A 15,787-nucleotide genomic window follows, 5' to 3' on the forward strand; every position below is an offset into this window, starting at 1 on the left:
GGGCATGATCCTCTTGCCGAGGTGGGGCAGGCGAGTGTGCGCCAGCGGCCCAGGATCATGCGGCCTCCTGATCCGAGAGGCTGCCGCCAAGGCTGCCACCGGGGCCACCGACAGGCACCGCTGCAAGACTGTTCAGGTAGCCCGCGGTGATTTCGACCTCGAGCATCTGGCCGATACCAGCACTGGGCGCTTCGATCACCACGGATTGCATATAGGGGCTGCGGCCCAAAAGCTGGCCCGGCTTCTTGCCGACGCGGTCCAGCAGCACCTGCACCCGGCGCCCGGCCATCGCGGCATTGAAGCCGGCCTGCTGCTCGCGCAGCAATTCCTGCAGGGCCTGGAGGCGTTCGTCCTTGACGCTTTCCGCCACCTGGTTCGGCAGCAAGGCGGCCGGCGTGCCGGGCCGCGCGGAATACTTGAAGCTATAGGCCTGGGCGAAATTGGCATCGCGCACCAACTGCATGGTGGCGGCGAAATCCTTGTCGCTCTCGCCCGGGAAGCCGACGATGAAATCGCTCGACAGCGCGATATCGGGCCGCGCGGCGCGCAGCCGGCGCACGATGTCGCGGTAGAGATCGGCCGCATGGCCACGGTTCATCGCCTTCAGGATCGCATCCGAACCCGCCTGCACCGGCAGATGCAGGAACGGCATCAGGTGTTCCAGTTCGCCATGGGCGCGGATCAGCGCCTCATCCATCTCACGCGGATGCGAGGTGGTGTAGCGCCAGCGTGGGGCATCGCTGCTAGCGCTGTGGCGACGGTGCAGTTCGCCGAGCAGATCGGCCAGCGACCAGACGCGGCCATTCGCTGCCTCGCCGTGATAAGCATTCACATTCTGGCCCAGCAGCGCGATTTCACGCGCGCCAGCGGCCACCAGGCGCTCGGCCTCGGCGAGAATGGCTTCCGGCGGGCGGGAATATTCCGCGCCGCGGGTATAGGGCACGACACAGAAGGTGCAGAACTTGTCGCAGCCTTCCTGGATCGCCAGGAAGGCAACCGGGCCCGGCGGTGTGGCCAGGGCTTCCGGCAGATGGTCGAATTTCGAGTCCGCCGGAAAATCGGTATCCAGCACGCCAAGCCGCGGCGCGGTGGCGCCGGCCTTCAGCCGCTTGCGGCCCTTGTGGCGCTCGGCCTGGGCGAGCAATTCGGGTAAGCGATGATAAGCCTGCGGCCCCACCACCATGTCGACGAAGGGCGCGCGGTTGAGGATTTCCTCGCCCTCGGCCTGGGCGACACAGCCAGCCACCGCGATGGTGAGATCGGCGCCGGCTTCCTTGCGCCTGCGCCAATGGCCCAGTTCCGAGAATACCTTCTCGGCGGCCTTTTCGCGGATATGGCAGGTGTTGAGGATCACCATGTCGGCATCCTCGGGCGAATCGGTCTTGGCGTATCCGAGCGGTGCCAGCACGTCCGCCATGCGGGCGGAATCGTACACATTCATCTGGCAACCGTATGTTTTAATATAGAGTTTTCTAGCCAAGAGCGTTGTGTAGCCGGGCGGAAGCCGCCGGGCCGGGACTCCTCGTCACGTTGCGACTGCGAACCACACTACCACCCACCCCGCCGCCGTCAAGCGATGATCCGGGGAAGGTAAAAATGTCATAGATTTTTCAAGTGGTTATTTTTCCGGCGGGAGCGTGTCGCCGCTCTCCTCGGTGGCCGGTTCCTCGGGCGGGCCGAGACGCGATTTCGGCAGGCTGCGCGGCCCCGGTTCGCGGCCGGCATTGATATCCGACAGGCCCTCGATCACCACCTGGTGGCAATAGGCCGCCATCTCCTTGCGCGACTTGAAATCCTGGATCGTCACCGGCTGGTGAAATTCGATCACCGCCTCGGCCGGGCCGGATTTCAGGTAGCGCCACAGATGCGGCACCAGATCCTCGTCGCCGACCCAGGCGAACAGATGCATCCAGCGCCTTCCCACCGGCATGTGGTTGAGCTTGGCATAGCCGAGGCTGACCGGCTGCACGGTGAGCGGATTGCCGTTTACCGGCTGCTCGGCAAGGGCGAAGAAGGCAGTCTTGAACGGCAGGATGCGCAGGCCGTCCGACGAGGTGCCTTCCGGGAACAGGATCAGGTTGTCGCCGGCGCTGAGCCGCTCCTGCATCTCGTCGCGATGCTCGGCGGTCTTCTGCCGCACATGGCGCTGCACGAACACGGTGCGCTGCAGGCGCGACAGCAGGCCGAAGAACGGCCAGGATTCGATCTCGCTCTTGGCCACGAAGCTGACCGGCACCACGGTGGAGAGCACCACGATATCGAGCCAGGAAATATGGTTGATGATGAACAGCACCGGCGCCTGGTTGGCGGGCCGGCCCTCGACGCGGATCTTCACCCGCATCAGCCAGGCGACAACGCGATGATAATACAGCGGCAGCCATTTGCGCCCGGGATGCTGCAGCTTGACCAGCAGCAATTGCAGCGGGATCAGCGGCAGCGTCCAGCACAGGAACAGCAGCAGGATCAGCGTAGGGCGCAGGGCCATGGAGCGATACCGATAGGCCCAGCGGCCGGGATGAGAGGTTACGTCTCTTAAAAGGTTACTTGCGCGCCTTCGGATCCGCCGGATCGGCAAGCGGCACGCCATAAAGCTCAAGACGGTGATCGACTAGGCGATACCCGAGCTTGGCCGCGATCTTTTCCTGCAGGGCTTCGAGTTCGGGATCGTTGAACTCGATGATATTGCCGGTGCGGGTATCGATCAGGTGGTCGTGATGCGCTTCCGGCATTTCCTCGTAGCGCGCACGGCCATCGCCGAAATCGAGCCGGCTGAGAATGCCGGCTTCCTCGAACAGGCGCACAGTGCGGTACACGGTGGCAATCGAAATGCGCGGGTCCACCGCATGGCTGCGCCGGTGCAATTCCTCCACGTCCGGATGGTCGGAGGATTGGCTGAGCACGCGCGCAATCACCCGGCGCTGCTCGGTCATGCGCATGCCCTTGGTCATGCACAATTGCTCAAGGCGGCTGGTCATGCCGTCACCTGCTCCCTGCTATGCCCGCAAACCGGGCTATTCATCACCCCGGGGAATCAGCGGCCGCCCTTGCGGCGTGCCGTACCGAGCCCGATTTTCTTCGCCAGCGCCTGACGATGCAAGGCGTAGTTCGGGGCCACCATGGGATAATCCGCCGGCAGGCCCCATTTCTCGCGATACTGCTCCGGCGTCATGTCGTAATGGCTCATCAGGTGACGCTTGAGCATCTTCAATTTCTTGCCGTCTTCCAGACAGATGATGTAATCGGCGGCCACCGATTTCTTGATCGGCACCGCCGGTTGCGGCCTGTCATTGGCCTGGGGGCCAGCCGAAACCTGTGACGCTGTGCCATCCAGCCCGGCGAGCGTGCCGAAAACCTGGCGGATCAGTGCCGGCAATTCGGAAGTCTCGACCTTGTTATTCGAGACATGCGCCGCGACAATATCCGCCGTCAGCGACAGCAATTCCGATTTATTCGTGCCCTCGGCCATTTCCCGATCCCCGGCAGCAAATATTTGCTGCTCTGCAATATAGTATTGCCGGCCCGGAATCGCCAGTGATCAGGTTGCGAATAAGTCTAACTTTTACGAATTTCTGCCCGCATCACCAGGCCATCCTCGAAACGCAGCGGTGCATCCGGGGATATTCTTTCCAGTTGATAGTAATCCTTGCGCCTGCCAACTTTCTGGAACCCGCCGGCACGGTAGAGCGCCTGGGCCGCAAGGTTGCTCACCGCCACTTCCAGGAACAGGCTCTTAGCCCCCCGCAAGCCGGCCTCGGCTGCCAGCGCCTTGAGCAGGGCGGCGCCGATGCCGAGCTGGCGCAGGCGTGGTCGCACCGTGATGGTGATGACCTCGGCCTCATCAGCCGCGACACGGCCCATACCGAAGCCCGCCGGCTGCCCGGCCGGATCAATCGCCAGCAGCACGAAGGTACCAGGCATGCCGAGCAGGTCGCGCAACGCCGCCTCGCTCCAGCCGTCATGGAAGCCCTCGCGGTGCATGGCGCTCAACACCGCCGCATGGCTGGCATCGGCGGGCTGGATGGTCACGGCCAAGCTCGCCGCCGGCTGCACCACGCGCGGCAGGGCGGCATCGGGCGGACGGATATAGAGCGGCTTCGGCGGCGGCGGCAAGGCATCATTCGGCTGCCAGGGGCCGGCGGCCTGCTGCGCGGCACGCAGCAACGACGCGGCCGTCGGCTGCGCTGGACAAGCGGCGATGACACGATCAACGCCTTGCCGCAGCAGGGCGGCGCCAGAGCCGACCAAGGTGAGCGGTCCGGGCGGCAGGATTTCTTCTGCCTGCTCCAGCGGCAGGATGCAGGCCGGCCAAAGTTCTTTACCGAGGCCCGCCTCGCTGGCGGCAAAGGCCTGAAGATAGACCTCGCCGCGTCGCGCATCGATAGCCGCCACGGTGGCACGGCCGGGCTGCGCCGCCTGCAGGCCAAGCGCCTGCGTGGTGGTGACGCCCCAGAGCGGCTTGCGCAGGGCGAGGCTCAGGCCGCGCGCCACGCTTAAAGCGGTACGGATGCCGGTGAAGGAGCCCGGCCCGATGGTGACGGCAATAGCGCCCAGTGCCTTGAGCTCGATGCCGGCAGCCAGGCGTGCCGCCTCGATGGTCGGCAGCAGGCGTTCGGCGTGCCCCTTCCCTCCTGTACCGCGCTGTTCCACCATGACCGCATCGGCTTGAGCGATGGCGGCGAGGCAATCATCGAGCGCGGTATCGAGCAGCAGCCACTTCATTGCCGCCGCGCGCCTGTGTAGGAATAAGAAGAAGAGTAGAGTGAGCGAAACATGGAGACGCGCCGATGCCGCTGGTGGCGATTGCCCCGCCTGACTATCCCGTGCTGATCGACCTGCGCTATGCCACGGAGGACAACATCACCGGCAAGCCGGTCTATGGCCGCCAGGCGGCGTTCCTCAACGAAGAGGCTGCCGAAGCGCTGGGCCGCGCCATCGCGCTGGCGGCGCAGCTTGGCTATCGCTTCCGCATCTTCGATGCCTTCCGCCCGAGCGAGGCGCAATGGGTGCTGTGGAACCACAATCCCGATCCGAATTTCCTGGCCGATCCGCGGCGCGGCTCGCCGCATTCGCGCGGCGCCGCCGTGGACCTGACGCTGGTGGATGCCGATGGCCGCGACCTGGAGATGGGCACCGGCTTCGATGCCTTCACGCCGCTGTCGCATCACGGCCGGCTGGACATAACGCCCGAGGCGCAACGCAACCGCGCGCTGCTGCTGGGCATCATGACCGCCGCCGGCTGGGACTTTTACCGCAATGAATGGTGGCACTACCAGCTTTTCGATGCCAAGCGTCATCCGGTGCTCTCGGACGCGGAAGCCGGTTCGGGCTTGATGCCGTAATCATACGGGACGGACTGCAAGCCACCAGCAATCCAGCCGGCCACCGCCTGATACTCGGCACGCTCAAGCACAGCCGCCGCCATCTGCTCACCGAGGCAGGCGCCGAACTTGAAGCCATGGCCGGACGAACCGCAGAAGGCAAAGCCGCGCGCACCGATCTGGCGGAACTGGAATTGCTCGCTGGCCTCGACATCGTAGAAACAGGTCTTGGCACTCGCCACGCGGTATTCCTCGCCGCGCACTAGGCGCTTGCGCACAGGCTCCAGGATCGCTTCGATTTCTTCCTGGCGCGGCTCGCGATCGCTGCCCGGATCCGCCGTGGGACCGAAGCGGTGATCGCTGACCTTGAGGCCGAGCCGCATGCCATCGCCGCAGACGCGCGGCGGCACGGCGTAGAAGCCAGCAGACGCGCCAATATCCAGCAGCATCGGCGCGCGATACCAATGCGCCGCCAGATCGGCCGGGGCGTTGAGATACACCGCCACCTGCCGGCTCGGCCGCGCCACCTCGGCCAGATCCGGCAGCAGCGTGTTGGTCCATGGTCCTGCCGTCACCAGCACGCGGTCGGCGTTCAGCATACGGCCATCGGCCAGGGTGACGGTAGCCGCCTCGCCATCCACCGCCTGCACGCGGGTACGCGTCAGCAGGCGCAGGCCGCGATCCAGCAGATGATGCTTCAAGCTGCCGATGATCGCTTCGGCGCGCAGCAGGCCACCATGTTCGCAATGGAAGGCTTCTTCCAGTCCCTCCGCCTGCACCAATGGAAAGCGTTCGGCGAGCGTGTCCAGCGCCAGCGGCTCATGCTGGATGCCTTCCGCCTGCAACACCGCGCGGCTCTCAGCAGCCCAATTGTCGCCAGGGCCGCAGAGTACCAGCGTGCCGGTTTCGATCTGCAAGCGCACGCCGAGATCGCGCCACAGTCTTTCCCAGGCATCGTAGGCAGCGTGGTTCATGCGCGCATAGCCGCGCGCACTGCCATAGGGATAACGGATCAGGCGATGCTGATCGACGGAGCTGCCCAGCGGATTGGGCAAGGCATGTTGTTCGATCAGCGTCACCCTGGCGCCGCCACGGATCAGTGCCCAGGCGCTGCTGAGGCCCATGATGCCGCCGCCGACGACGATGATATTCAAGGCGCGCTCTCGGCGACCAGTTCGGCTGCCGCCAGATCCTCCAGCGCGAAGCCGACCGACTTGAACAAGGTGATCGCTTCCGGCCCGGAGCGCAGCGGACATTGGTCGCGCACCAGGGCGAAGAGATCGCCGCGCACCCGCTCCGGCGTCAGGATGCCGCGCTCCAGCGGCTGCACGATATCGCCGGCCTCCTTCATGGCGCCGGCCCTGGTATCGACATAGATTTCGGCGCGCGCCACGGCGGTATCATCGGCCTCGCGCATCTTCGGCGTGAAGCCGCCGACCAGATCGAGATGCGCGCCCTTCTTGAGCCAGGCGCCCTGCACCAGTGGCTCATGGCTAAGCGTGGCACAGGAAATCGTGTCGGCCACTTTCGCTGCCGCTTCCAGATCCTCGATCACCTTCACCGCCGCGCCCTGGGCGTTGAGATCGGCGCGCAACGCTGCCGCCAGTTCCTCGGCGCGGTCCGGATTGCGGTTCCACAGGCTGACCTTGGTGTAGCGCCGCACAGCGCAATGGGCGCGCACCAGATGCGGCGCCAGCGCACCGGCGCCAACCATCAGCAGATGCGAGGCCTCGCGCCGCGCCAGGTAGCCGGCAGCCAAAGCCGAGGCGCAGGCGGTGCGCCGCAAGGTGAGCGCCACGCCATCGATCACCGCCTTCGGCGCGCCGCTGCGGGCATCGAACAGCAGGTAAGCGCCGATCACCGAGGGCAGGCCCTGCTTTGGATTGTCGGGGTAGACGCTCACCGCCTTGATGCCCATATGGCGGCCCGCCTGCCAGGCCGGCATCACCAGCAGCATGCCATCGGCGCCGCTGGGATTGGGGATGGTGTAATGCTGGCGCAGCGGCACATCGCCACCGGTGCGGAACGCCTCGCGCAATGCCTCGATCAGTTCCGGATAAGGCAGGGCGGCATGTACCGAGGCGGCATCGATCACGCGCATGCGGTCAGCTTACCAGCGGAAGCGGGGGCTTGGCCCCCGGTGCGGCAGCAGGCGGCGGCTTGCGCCCCAGGCGGCCAAGCCAATGGGCGAAGGCGCCGAGCAGCAGCCCGATGATGAAGGTGATGAACACCAGCAGGTAGAGCGGCAATTCAACAGCGAAGGGCAGCGGATCAAGCGAGACGGCGACGCCCTGACGGTTGGCGACGGCGAAAATCACCAGGACGAGCAATAGCAAGGCGCCGAGGATGACTCGCAGGAAACGCATGGCCGCACTCCTTGAACCTGCCCGGAATCTCTCCGGGACGCCCGCTCAAGCCGGAATCACGCCGACCTCCGGCACCAGGAGACGCCGGATGCAACAGTGGCTTAGGCTTCGTTCGCCTTCGCCGCGGCGGCCTGGGCCTTGGCAGCGAGATTGAGCTTCTGGCGCAATTCCTTGCCGGTCTTGAAGAACGGCACATACTTTTCTGCCACGTCCACGGCAGTGCCAGTGCGCGGGTTGCGACCGGTGCGTGCCGGCCGGCATTTCACCGAAAAGGCGCCAAAACCGCGCAATTCCACTCTGTCACCCCGCGCCAGGGCATTCGCAATCTCATCGAAAATCGTACCGACGATGCGCTCGATATCACGCTGCGTCAGATGCTGATTGCCCTCGGCCAAACGATTGATCAATTCAGATTTTATCATCGGCTATTCCCTGCGCTTTCGCCGGGGTGCCCCCCTCTTGCCTAGTCAGGGTGCCAAACCGAAACCAGTCCGTCAAGCCTAAGCCGTTCGGTTAAAAGGGTTTTTCCAAAGAGCGCGTGGGCCGTGCCGCCGAGCAGCTCGGCCATCATGGAGACTGGCGGCTCGGATGAGACTTCCCGCACCGGCAGGCCAAGCGGGATTCCGTGGGTGCGGGCCAGCCATTGCCGCGCCTCTGGCTCGGCACCGAGCGCGTCGATCAATTTAAGGTTGAAGGCAGACCGCCCGGAATAGACCCGGCCATCGGCCAGCCGCGCCACCTCGGCGCGGTCGAGCTTGCGCCGCGCCGCCACCAGGTCGACGAACCATTCATGGGTTTCCATCACCATGCGGCGCATCTGCTCGCGGCCCGCCGGCGACATCGGCTTGATCGGCGAGGGTTCGTCCTTCATCGCCCCCGAGGCGATGCTCTCGGCGCCGACGCCGATCTTTTCCAGCAGCTTGGAGAATTCCGCACTCTGGAACAGCACGCCGATGGACCCGGTGAGCGAGGTTTCGCGCGCCACCACATGATCGGCGGCAATCGCCGCCATGTAGCCCGCCGAGGCGCCAAGCGTGCCGATCACCGCCACCACCGGCTTCTGCGCCGCCACATTGCGCAAGGCAGCATAGAGCGCCTCGCCACCATAGGTGGAGCCGCCGGGCGAATTGATCTGCACGATCAGCGCCTGGGCATTGTCGTTCTTCGCCACCTTGTCGAGCTGCTCGGCCCAATAGGCATTCTGCGCGATGACGCCGTTGATCTCGATGCGCGCGACATGGGCGCGGTTGCGCTCGAACAGATTGCCGGGATCAAGGCGGTAGAACACGCCAAGCCCTAAGGCCAGCACGGCCATGACAGCAACCAGTCGCCACCAGAAAACCTTGCGGCTCAGGCGGCGGCGCTCCAGCAGGGCATCGATATCCAGCGACATGCCCCGACTTTACGCGAGCCGGCGGCCGGAGGCTAGGCGTGGCGAATGACCCAAAACGTCATGCCACATCTGTATTATCTCGTCATGCCCGGGCTTGACCCGGGCATCTTCCGCCGCGCGGCATGAGATGCCCGCATCAAGTGCGGGCATGACGAAAATTAAAGTGAGTTACCGGCCCATTGCGGCGCGCTTCGGCGCGCCGGGGGAGTTGGCGGCCTGGGGCACGGCGGCGGCATCGGGATCGCGCAGCACATAGCCGCGGCCCCATACCGTCTCGATGTAATTGTCGCCCGAGGTGGCCGAGGCGATCTTCTTGCGCAGTTTGCAGATGAACACGTCGATGATCTTGAGTTCCGGCTCGTCCATGCCGCCATAGAGATGATTGAGGAACATCTCCTTGGTCAGCGTGGTGCCCTTGCGCAAGCTGAGCAGTTCCAGCATGGCGTATTCCTTGCCGGTGAGGTGCAGGCGCTGGCCGCCCACTTCCACCGACTTGGAATCGAGATTGACCAGCAGCTTGCCGGTCTGGATCGAGCTTTGCGCATGGCCCTTGGCGCGGCGCACGATGGCGTTGATGCGCGCCACCAGCTCATCCTTGTTGAACGGCTTGGTGAGGTAGTCGTCGGCGCCGAAGCCGAGGCCCTTCACCTTCTTGTCCGGCTCGCCCATGCCTGAGAGGATCAGGATCGGCGTCGAGACCTTGGCCGCCCGCAACTTCTTCAGCACGTCATAGCCGTGCATGTCGGGCAGGTTGAGATCCAGGATGATGATGTCGTAGTCGTAGAGCTTGCCGAGATCGAGGCCTTCCTCGCCATACTCGGTCTTGTAGACGTTGAAGCCCTCATGGCCGAGCATCAGTTCGATGCTCTTGGCGGTAGCGGCGTCGTCTTCGATCAGCAATACGCGCATGGCAGCCCCCTTTGGCAGGTACCGCGAGATTTGGCCCGGTTTTTGGCTGGAACCTTGGCGATTCGCGGTAGTTTACCATTCTTAATAAATAAAGTTAACGAATTCTTACCCCGGCGGAAGTTCCGTTAACTATTTACCGCCGCTTAAAGATTTCCCTGTTACGCTGGACCTCTCTCCCAGGAGTTATGGTGCCGATGCAAAGCCTGCTGATGGAACTCGACCGCATCAAGGACATGACCTTCACCGGCCGTGTGGTCTCGATTCAGGGGCTGCTGGTCGAGGTGGCCGGCGTCGAGCGCTATCTCTCCATCGGCTCGCGCGTCCGCCTGCTGGCGCGCGACAACCGCATGGTCGAGGGCGAGGTGGTCGGCTTCCGCCAGAACCGCGCCCTGCTGATGCCCTATGGCTCGCTGGAAGGCGTTGGCCTCGGCACCCGCGCCGTGGTGGCCGAGGAACAGCCGGTGGTCTATCCGGATGTGAGCTGGCTTGGCCGCGTCATCGACGGCCAGGGCCGGCCACTGGATGGCGGCCCGCCGCTGGTCAACGGCCTGCGGCCCTATCCTTTGCGCAACAATCCACCGCCGGCCAATTCGCGCCGCCGCGTCGGCCCCAAGATCGATCTCGGCATCCGCTCGATCAACACCTTCATCTCCTGCTGCCGTGGCCAGCGCATGGGCATCTTCGCCGGCTCCGGCGTCGGTAAATCCGTGCTGCTTTCGATGATGGCGCGCTACACCGAAGCCGATGTCAACGTCGTCGGCCTGATCGGCGAACGCGGCCGCGAAGTGCAGGAATTCATCGAGGACGATCTCGGCCCTGCCGGCCTTGCCCGCACCGTGGTGGTGGTGGCGACCTCGGATGAAAGCGCCCTGGTGCGCCGCCAGGCCGCCTACATGACGCTGACGCTGGCCGAATTCTTCCGCGACCTCGGCCTGCAGGTGCTGTGCCTGATGGATTCCGTCACCCGCTTCGCCATGGCACAGCGCGAGATCGGCCTTTCGGGCGGCGAGCCGCCAACCACCAAGGGCTATCCGCCGACGGCTTTCGCTGAATTGCCGCGCCTGCTGGAACGCGCCGGCCCCGGCACCGGCGAGGGCAGCATCACCGGATTGTTCACCGTGCTGGTGGATGGCGACGACCACAACGAACCCATCGCCGACGCGGTGCGCGGTATTCTCGATGGCCATATCGTGATGGAGCGCCGCATCGCAGAACGCGGCCGCTATCCCGCGATCAACATCCTGCGCTCGATTTCGCGCACCATGCCGGGCTGCAACTCGGCCGCCGAGAATGAACTGGTGAACCGCGCGCGGCAGATGATGGCGGCCTACGAGGACATGGCGGAACTGATCCGGCTCGGCGCCTACCGCATGGGTTCCGATCCGCGCGTCGATGAAGCAATCCGCTACCAGCCGGCGCTGGAGGCCTTCCTCAAGCAGCTCAAGACCGAGCGTGCCGATCTGGCCTCCTGCTATATGGGTCTGGCCGATATCTTTGCCGCCGGCGATGCCCAGGCGATGCAGTAGGAGACGCTAGCGTATGCGCGGGCTTGATGGACTGATCCGGCTGTGGAAATGGCGCCTCGACGAGAAGCGCCGCGTCGTCGTCGACCTGGAAGTGCTGCGCGCCGAACTGGAACGCCAGATGACGGCGCTGGATGACGAACTGGAACATGAGCGCCGCGTTGCCGCGCAATCGCTGGAAGGCGGCATGGCCTTCACGCCGTATCGCCGCGTCAACCGCGAGAAGATGGACCGCCTGCTGGCCTCGCGCGAGGAAGTGCAGGACAAGATCGCCGCCGCCCAGGAAGAAGTGAACGACGCCTTCCGTGAGCTTAAGAAATACGAGTTGGTGAAGGAAAACCGCCTGGCGCAGAAGGCCCGCGAACAGGCCGCCGCCGAGCAGGCGGAGCTTGACGAAGCCGGCCTGCAGGGCTTCCTGCGCCAGAACCAGCCCGAGCCCGGGCTTTAATCGTCATCCGATACCTGCCAGTTGCAGCATGGCCTTGCACAGGATTGGCTGACGCGCTATTGTACCGATAGGTACAACAAGCCCTGGACCTCATCATGACCGCCCCGCAAAGCCGCCCGCCGCTGCCGCCCTTCACCGCCGAAACCGCGGCCCAGAAGGCGCGCATGGCAGAAGATGCCTGGAACAGCCGCGATGCCGCCCGCGTGGCGCTGGCCTATACGGAAGATAGCTGGTGGCGCAACCGCGCCGAATTTATTCAAGGCCGCGACGCGATCCGCGCCTTCCTGGAGCGCAAATGGCAGCGCGAACTGGATTACCGCCTGATCAAACAGGTCTGGGCCTTCACCGGCAACCGCATAGCGGCGCGCTTCGCCTATGAATGGCATGACGATAGCGGCCAGTGGTATCGCAGCCATGGCAACGAGCAATGGGAATTCGATGAGCATGGCCTGATGCGCCGCCGCGAGGCCAGCATCAACGACACCCGCATCACGGCGGCCGAGCGCAAATTCCTATGGCCGCGCGGCAGCAACAACGACCGCCGCCCGGACGACTATCCGATCTTGAGTGACCTCGGCCTGTAATCAGAGAGATGCCCGGGTCTGCGCCCGGGCATGACGATTCTACTATATTTGTCGTCACCCCCGGGCTTGACCCGGGGGTCTCTATGGGAGGTATCTAATGCCCGCCGCCATCATCACCCGCGAGGCAGCTCTGGCCCGCCTTGCCGAATGTTTCCGCATGCTTGGCTATGACGGCGCCTCTTTGAGCGCGCTGACGGATGCCAGCGGCCTAGGCAAGGGCAGCCTGTATAACTACTTTCCCGGCGGCAAGGAGCAGATGGCGGCGGAAGTGCTGGCGCATATTGATGCCTGGTTCGAGGCTGAAGTTTACACGCCACTGCGCCAGACCAAGAATCCCCGCGCTGCCATCGCGGCGATGTTCCAGGCGACGGAAGACTATTTCCATGGCGGCGGCCGCGTCTGCCTGGTTGGCGCCTTTGCGCTGGATGCGACTCGCGACCGCTTTGCCGCTGCCGTGCATGACTATTTCGCCCGCTGGATAACGGCTTTGGCCAAGGCGCTGAAACGCGGCGGCGCGGCTGAGCCACGCCAACGGGCGGAAGGCATCGTCGCCGGCATCCAGGGGGCGCTGACACTCGCCCGCGCGCTGGATGAGCCGGCGCTGTTCCGGCGCCAGCTTCACGAAATGCGGAAGCAGATCGATCAAGCCTTGCCTGACGCCGGGTAAGCCGGCCTAGACTCCCGGCAACAATCACGGGAGGACATCATGGCGGACCTGATCCTGCATCATTACGGCACCTCGCCGTTTTCGGAGAAAGTGCGCATCGCCTTCGGCATCAAGCGCCTGGCCTGGCGCTCGGTGACCATTCCAGTGATCATGCCGAAGCCGGAGCTGATGCCGCTGACCGGCGGCTACCGCAAGACGCCGGTGCTGCAGATCGGCGCCGATATCTACTGCGACACCCAGGTGATCCTGCGCGAACTTGATCGCCGCCAGCCCGAACCGCCGCTTGGCACCGGCAGCATCGCCGAGGGCTTCGCCTTCTGGGCCGATCACCCGTTGTTCTCTGCTGCCGTAGCCACCGCGTTTGGCACCATGGGCGAGCACCTGCCCGATGCCTTTTTCGCCGACCGCGCCGCTTTCTCTGGCCGCGCCATGGACCGCACCAAGCTCAAAATGCAGTCTGCCGTGATGCAGGGGCCGCTGCGCGCCCATCTCGGCTGGGCCGAGCAATCTTTAAGCGATGGCCGCCGCTTCCTGCTTGGCGATGCCCCGAGCCTCGCTGACCTGGCGATATATCATCCGGTGTGGTTCGTGCGCGACCGCGCCAAAAGCCAGGCCCTGTCTGATTACACTGCCTTGAATGCCTGGGCCGACCGCATGGCGGCCTTCGGCCATGGCGAGAAGAGCGAGATGACCGCCACAGAAGCCTTGAGCGTTGCGCGCGAAGCGGAACCGGCGGCGGAAACCCGCGGCGTGGCCGCCAACAGCCTGGGCCTGCAAGCCGGGCAGCCGGTCAGCGTCACGCCAGATGACACTGGCCGCGACCCGACCATCGGCGCATTGGTGGCGCTGGACGCGCAGACCATCGTGATCCGCCGCGAAGCGCCGGAATGCGGCGCCGTGCATGTACATTTCCCCCGCGCCGGCTTTATTCTCGTGCCGGCAAAATAGAAAAACCGGAGAGGAAACATGGCCCGCCTGGAAGTGTTCTACGACGTCTCGAGTCCCTGGACCTATCTCTGCTTCCACAATATCCAGCCGATGGCCGAGCGCCTGGGCGAACAGATCGAGTGGAAGCCGATCCTGGTCGGCGGCGTGTTCAACGCGGTGAACCCTTCGGTTTATGCCAGCCGCGAGAATCCGGTGCCGGCGAAAGCGAATTACACCCAGAAGGACCTGCAGGACTGGGCCCGCCATAGCGGCATCAAAATAAAGTTTCCGCCCAGCGTGTTTCCGGTGAACAGCGTGAAGGCGATGCGCGGCTGCATCTGGGCCAATGAACAAGGCAAGCAGACAGCATTGGCGCGGGCCTGTTTCGAACTCTACTGGGGCGAGGACAAGGATATCAGCCAGGACGCGGTGCTGGCCGAGGCCTGCAAGCGCGCCGGCGTTGATCCGGCTGGTTTCGCGCAAGCGGTGAACGACCCCGAGATCAAATCGGAACTCAAGGCCAATACCGACGAGGTAATCTCGCGCGGCGGCTTCGGCTCGCCGACCATCTTCGTCGATGGCCACGACATGTATTTCGGCAATGACCGCCTGGCGCTGATCGAGGCGGCGCTGACAAGACCCTGAAAGCCTATGTCGCGAACAATGCACGGTGGACGAGGATCACTACGGCTAGTGCCGCTGTCAAAGAAAAATGCAGTATTATCGAGAAAACAGCGCGGCGCTGCCACGGTCGACAATCCTCGTTGATTGGTGGCAAGAATATCGCAAATCCACTAGCTGCGTCTTCTCGCAGATACTCAAAAAGCGTAACCGCTTTTGACCTGTATGCCGCCCGATATTTCTGCATAAAGACGAGATGAATCACAAAGAGATAGATAATATTGGCAAAAGCAACGGCGCATACTATCCAACCCAGGCCGTATATCGCTCCATTCGCAATGGAGGACAGGCCGTCCATATTACGCCCGCCGCAGCAGCAAGCCGCCACCGGCCTGCCATAAGGCTTGCAGGCTGAAGCCTATGAACATGACGCCGGTGGCGCGGGTGATCAGCAAAGCGTGGCGGGCATAGAGCCGCCGCACCGGGCCTAAGCCGATCACGGCAATCAGGATCAGGTCGGCAGCGATGAAGCCGAAAAAGGCGGCGCCGAGCAGCAAAGGCAGGTTGCTCCAGGTGAGCTGTGCCGCCTGGCCCGAAAGCAGGGCCGTGAACATGGCGACGCTGACCGGGTAACCTTTCGGGTTGGTGAGGCCGAAGGCGACGCCACGCAGCAGGGGGCGCTCGACCTTGAGATCGACTTCGCCGCTCTCGGAGGCCTTGGCCCGCACCGCCTTCCAGCCGAGCCAGAACAGGTAGATGCCGCAGACCAGGCCGAGCAGATCGAAGGCCAGCCGCCCGAGCGAGGCGGAACCGACAATGGCGGTGAGCGCCAGGCTGGCCCAGACGATATCGCCGGCAAGATGCCCGGTGACGAAATTCAGGCCGGGCCGCCTGCCCTGCGACGCGACGATGCCGAGCAGGGCGAGGAAAGCGGGGCCCGGCATCAGCACATAGGCGGCTCCGGCGAGGAAGGTGGCAAGCAGCAGCATGATATCCATGACCCAAACCTAGCGGATGGCATCCCGCGGACG

The 15,787-nt window shown here is 64.4% G+C and carries 19 protein-coding genes; 7 read left to right on the forward strand and 12 right to left on the reverse strand.

What is annotated here, in order from left to right:
* Positions 1-55: 55 nt before the first annotated feature.
* The 5 genes from miaB to tsaB form a co-directional block, all read right to left on the reverse strand.
* Positions 56-1,480, reverse strand: a complete 1,425-nt coding sequence (gene miaB, locus V6B08_RS02470) for a tRNA (N6-isopentenyl adenosine(37)-C2)-methylthiotransferase MiaB (protein WP_341977764.1) — start codon at positions 1,478-1,480, stop codon at positions 56-58.
* A 138-nt stretch (positions 1,481-1,618) separates the two neighbouring features.
* Positions 1,619-2,485, reverse strand: a complete 867-nt coding sequence (locus tag V6B08_RS02475; RefSeq protein WP_341977766.1) for a lysophospholipid acyltransferase family protein — start codon at positions 2,483-2,485, stop codon at positions 1,619-1,621.
* Between the two features lie 55 nt (positions 2,486-2,540).
* On the reverse strand, positions 2,541-2,975 hold the full coding sequence (locus V6B08_RS02480) for a Fur family transcriptional regulator (RefSeq protein WP_341977768.1): 435 nt from the start codon (positions 2,973-2,975) through the stop codon (positions 2,541-2,543).
* Positions 2,976-3,031: 56 nt separating this feature from the next.
* Positions 3,032-3,466: a Ros/MucR family transcriptional regulator gene (locus V6B08_RS02485; RefSeq protein ID WP_341977770.1), complete on the reverse strand. Its 435-nt coding sequence runs from the start codon at positions 3,464-3,466 to the stop codon at positions 3,032-3,034.
* Between the two features lie 86 nt (positions 3,467-3,552).
* Positions 3,553-4,719: a tRNA (adenosine(37)-N6)-threonylcarbamoyltransferase complex dimerization subunit type 1 TsaB gene (gene tsaB / locus V6B08_RS02490; RefSeq protein WP_341977772.1), complete on the reverse strand. Its 1,167-nt coding sequence runs from the start codon at positions 4,717-4,719 to the stop codon at positions 3,553-3,555.
* 65 nt (positions 4,720-4,784) lie between these two features.
* On the opposite strand from tsaB, the gene ddpX reads away from it, so the two are divergent.
* Positions 4,785-5,339, forward strand: coding sequence for a D-alanyl-D-alanine dipeptidase (gene ddpX / locus V6B08_RS02495; protein WP_341977775.1), 555 nt, complete (start codon positions 4,785-4,787; stop codon positions 5,337-5,339).
* Here ddpX and V6B08_RS02500 read toward each other — a convergent pair.
* The 6 genes from V6B08_RS02500 to ctrA all read right to left on the reverse strand — a co-directional run bounded on the left by V6B08_RS02500 (position 5,291) and on the right by ctrA (position 9,986).
* A complete protein-coding gene (locus tag V6B08_RS02500) occupies positions 5,291-6,472 on the reverse strand; it encodes an NAD(P)/FAD-dependent oxidoreductase (RefSeq protein ID WP_341977777.1) in 1,182 nt (393 codons plus the stop codon). The genes ddpX and V6B08_RS02500 overlap by 49 nt on opposite strands.
* Positions 6,469-7,419: a bifunctional Delta(1)-pyrroline-2-carboxylate/Delta(1)-piperideine-2-carboxylate reductase gene (gene lhpI, locus V6B08_RS02505; RefSeq protein WP_341977779.1), complete on the reverse strand. Its 951-nt coding sequence runs from the start codon at positions 7,417-7,419 to the stop codon at positions 6,469-6,471. The genes V6B08_RS02500 and lhpI overlap by 4 nt, the downstream gene beginning before the upstream one ends.
* A gap of 4 nt (positions 7,420-7,423) precedes the next feature.
* Positions 7,424-7,684 carry a LapA family protein gene (locus tag V6B08_RS02510; RefSeq protein ID WP_341977781.1) on the reverse strand — a complete coding sequence of 87 codons (261 nt, stop codon included), beginning with the start codon at positions 7,682-7,684 and terminating at the stop codon, positions 7,424-7,426.
* A 101-nt stretch (positions 7,685-7,785) separates the two neighbouring features.
* Positions 7,786-8,106 carry an integration host factor subunit beta gene (ihfB, locus tag V6B08_RS02515; RefSeq protein WP_341977783.1) on the reverse strand — a complete coding sequence of 107 codons (321 nt, stop codon included), beginning with the start codon at positions 8,104-8,106 and terminating at the stop codon, positions 7,786-7,788.
* A 41-nt stretch (positions 8,107-8,147) separates the two neighbouring features.
* Entirely contained in the window at positions 8,148-9,077 is a 930-nt protein-coding gene (gene sppA, locus V6B08_RS02520; protein ID WP_341977785.1) for a signal peptide peptidase SppA, read from the reverse strand.
* 168 nt (positions 9,078-9,245) lie between these two features.
* Positions 9,246-9,986 carry a response regulator transcription factor CtrA gene (ctrA, locus tag V6B08_RS02525; RefSeq protein ID WP_341977787.1) on the reverse strand — a complete coding sequence of 247 codons (741 nt, stop codon included), beginning with the start codon at positions 9,984-9,986 and terminating at the stop codon, positions 9,246-9,248.
* 194 nt (positions 9,987-10,180) lie between these two features.
* Here ctrA and fliI point away from each other — a divergent pair, with 194 nt between their 5' ends.
* The 6 genes from fliI to V6B08_RS02555 all read left to right on the forward strand — a co-directional run bounded on the left by fliI (position 10,181) and on the right by V6B08_RS02555 (position 14,780).
* The gene (fliI, locus tag V6B08_RS02530; RefSeq protein ID WP_341977789.1) at positions 10,181-11,512 is read left to right on the forward strand and encodes a flagellar protein export ATPase FliI; all 1,332 of its coding nucleotides are present in this window, start codon (positions 10,181-10,183) and stop codon (positions 11,510-11,512) included.
* Between the two features lie 13 nt (positions 11,513-11,525).
* Entirely contained in the window at positions 11,526-11,957 is a 432-nt protein-coding gene (locus tag V6B08_RS02535) for a flagellar FliJ family protein (RefSeq protein WP_341977791.1), read from the forward strand.
* 95 nt (positions 11,958-12,052) lie between these two features.
* A complete protein-coding gene (locus V6B08_RS02540) occupies positions 12,053-12,541 on the forward strand; it encodes a nuclear transport factor 2 family protein (protein WP_341977793.1) in 489 nt (162 codons plus the stop codon).
* A gap of 97 nt (positions 12,542-12,638) precedes the next feature.
* On the forward strand, positions 12,639-13,208 hold the full coding sequence (locus tag V6B08_RS02545) for a TetR/AcrR family transcriptional regulator (protein ID WP_341977795.1): 570 nt from the start codon (positions 12,639-12,641) through the stop codon (positions 13,206-13,208).
* Positions 13,209-13,247: 39 nt separating this feature from the next.
* The gene (locus tag V6B08_RS02550) at positions 13,248-14,156 is read left to right on the forward strand and encodes a glutathione S-transferase family protein (RefSeq protein ID WP_341977796.1); all 909 of its coding nucleotides are present in this window, start codon (positions 13,248-13,250) and stop codon (positions 14,154-14,156) included.
* Positions 14,157-14,174: 18 nt separating this feature from the next.
* Positions 14,175-14,780: a 2-hydroxychromene-2-carboxylate isomerase gene (locus tag V6B08_RS02555; RefSeq protein WP_341977798.1), complete on the forward strand. Its 606-nt coding sequence runs from the start codon at positions 14,175-14,177 to the stop codon at positions 14,778-14,780.
* 335 nt (positions 14,781-15,115) lie between these two features.
* On the opposite strand, the gene V6B08_RS02560 is transcribed toward V6B08_RS02555, so the two are convergent.
* A complete protein-coding gene (locus tag V6B08_RS02560; protein WP_341977800.1) occupies positions 15,116-15,754 on the reverse strand; it encodes a LysE family translocator in 639 nt (212 codons plus the stop codon).
* Positions 15,755-15,787 lie beyond the last annotated feature (33 nt).

This window comes from Ferrovibrio sp. MS7 (assembly GCF_038404985.1).
GTDB classification, from domain to species: domain Bacteria; phylum Pseudomonadota; class Alphaproteobacteria; order Ferrovibrionales; family Ferrovibrionaceae; genus Ferrovibrio; species Ferrovibrio plantarum.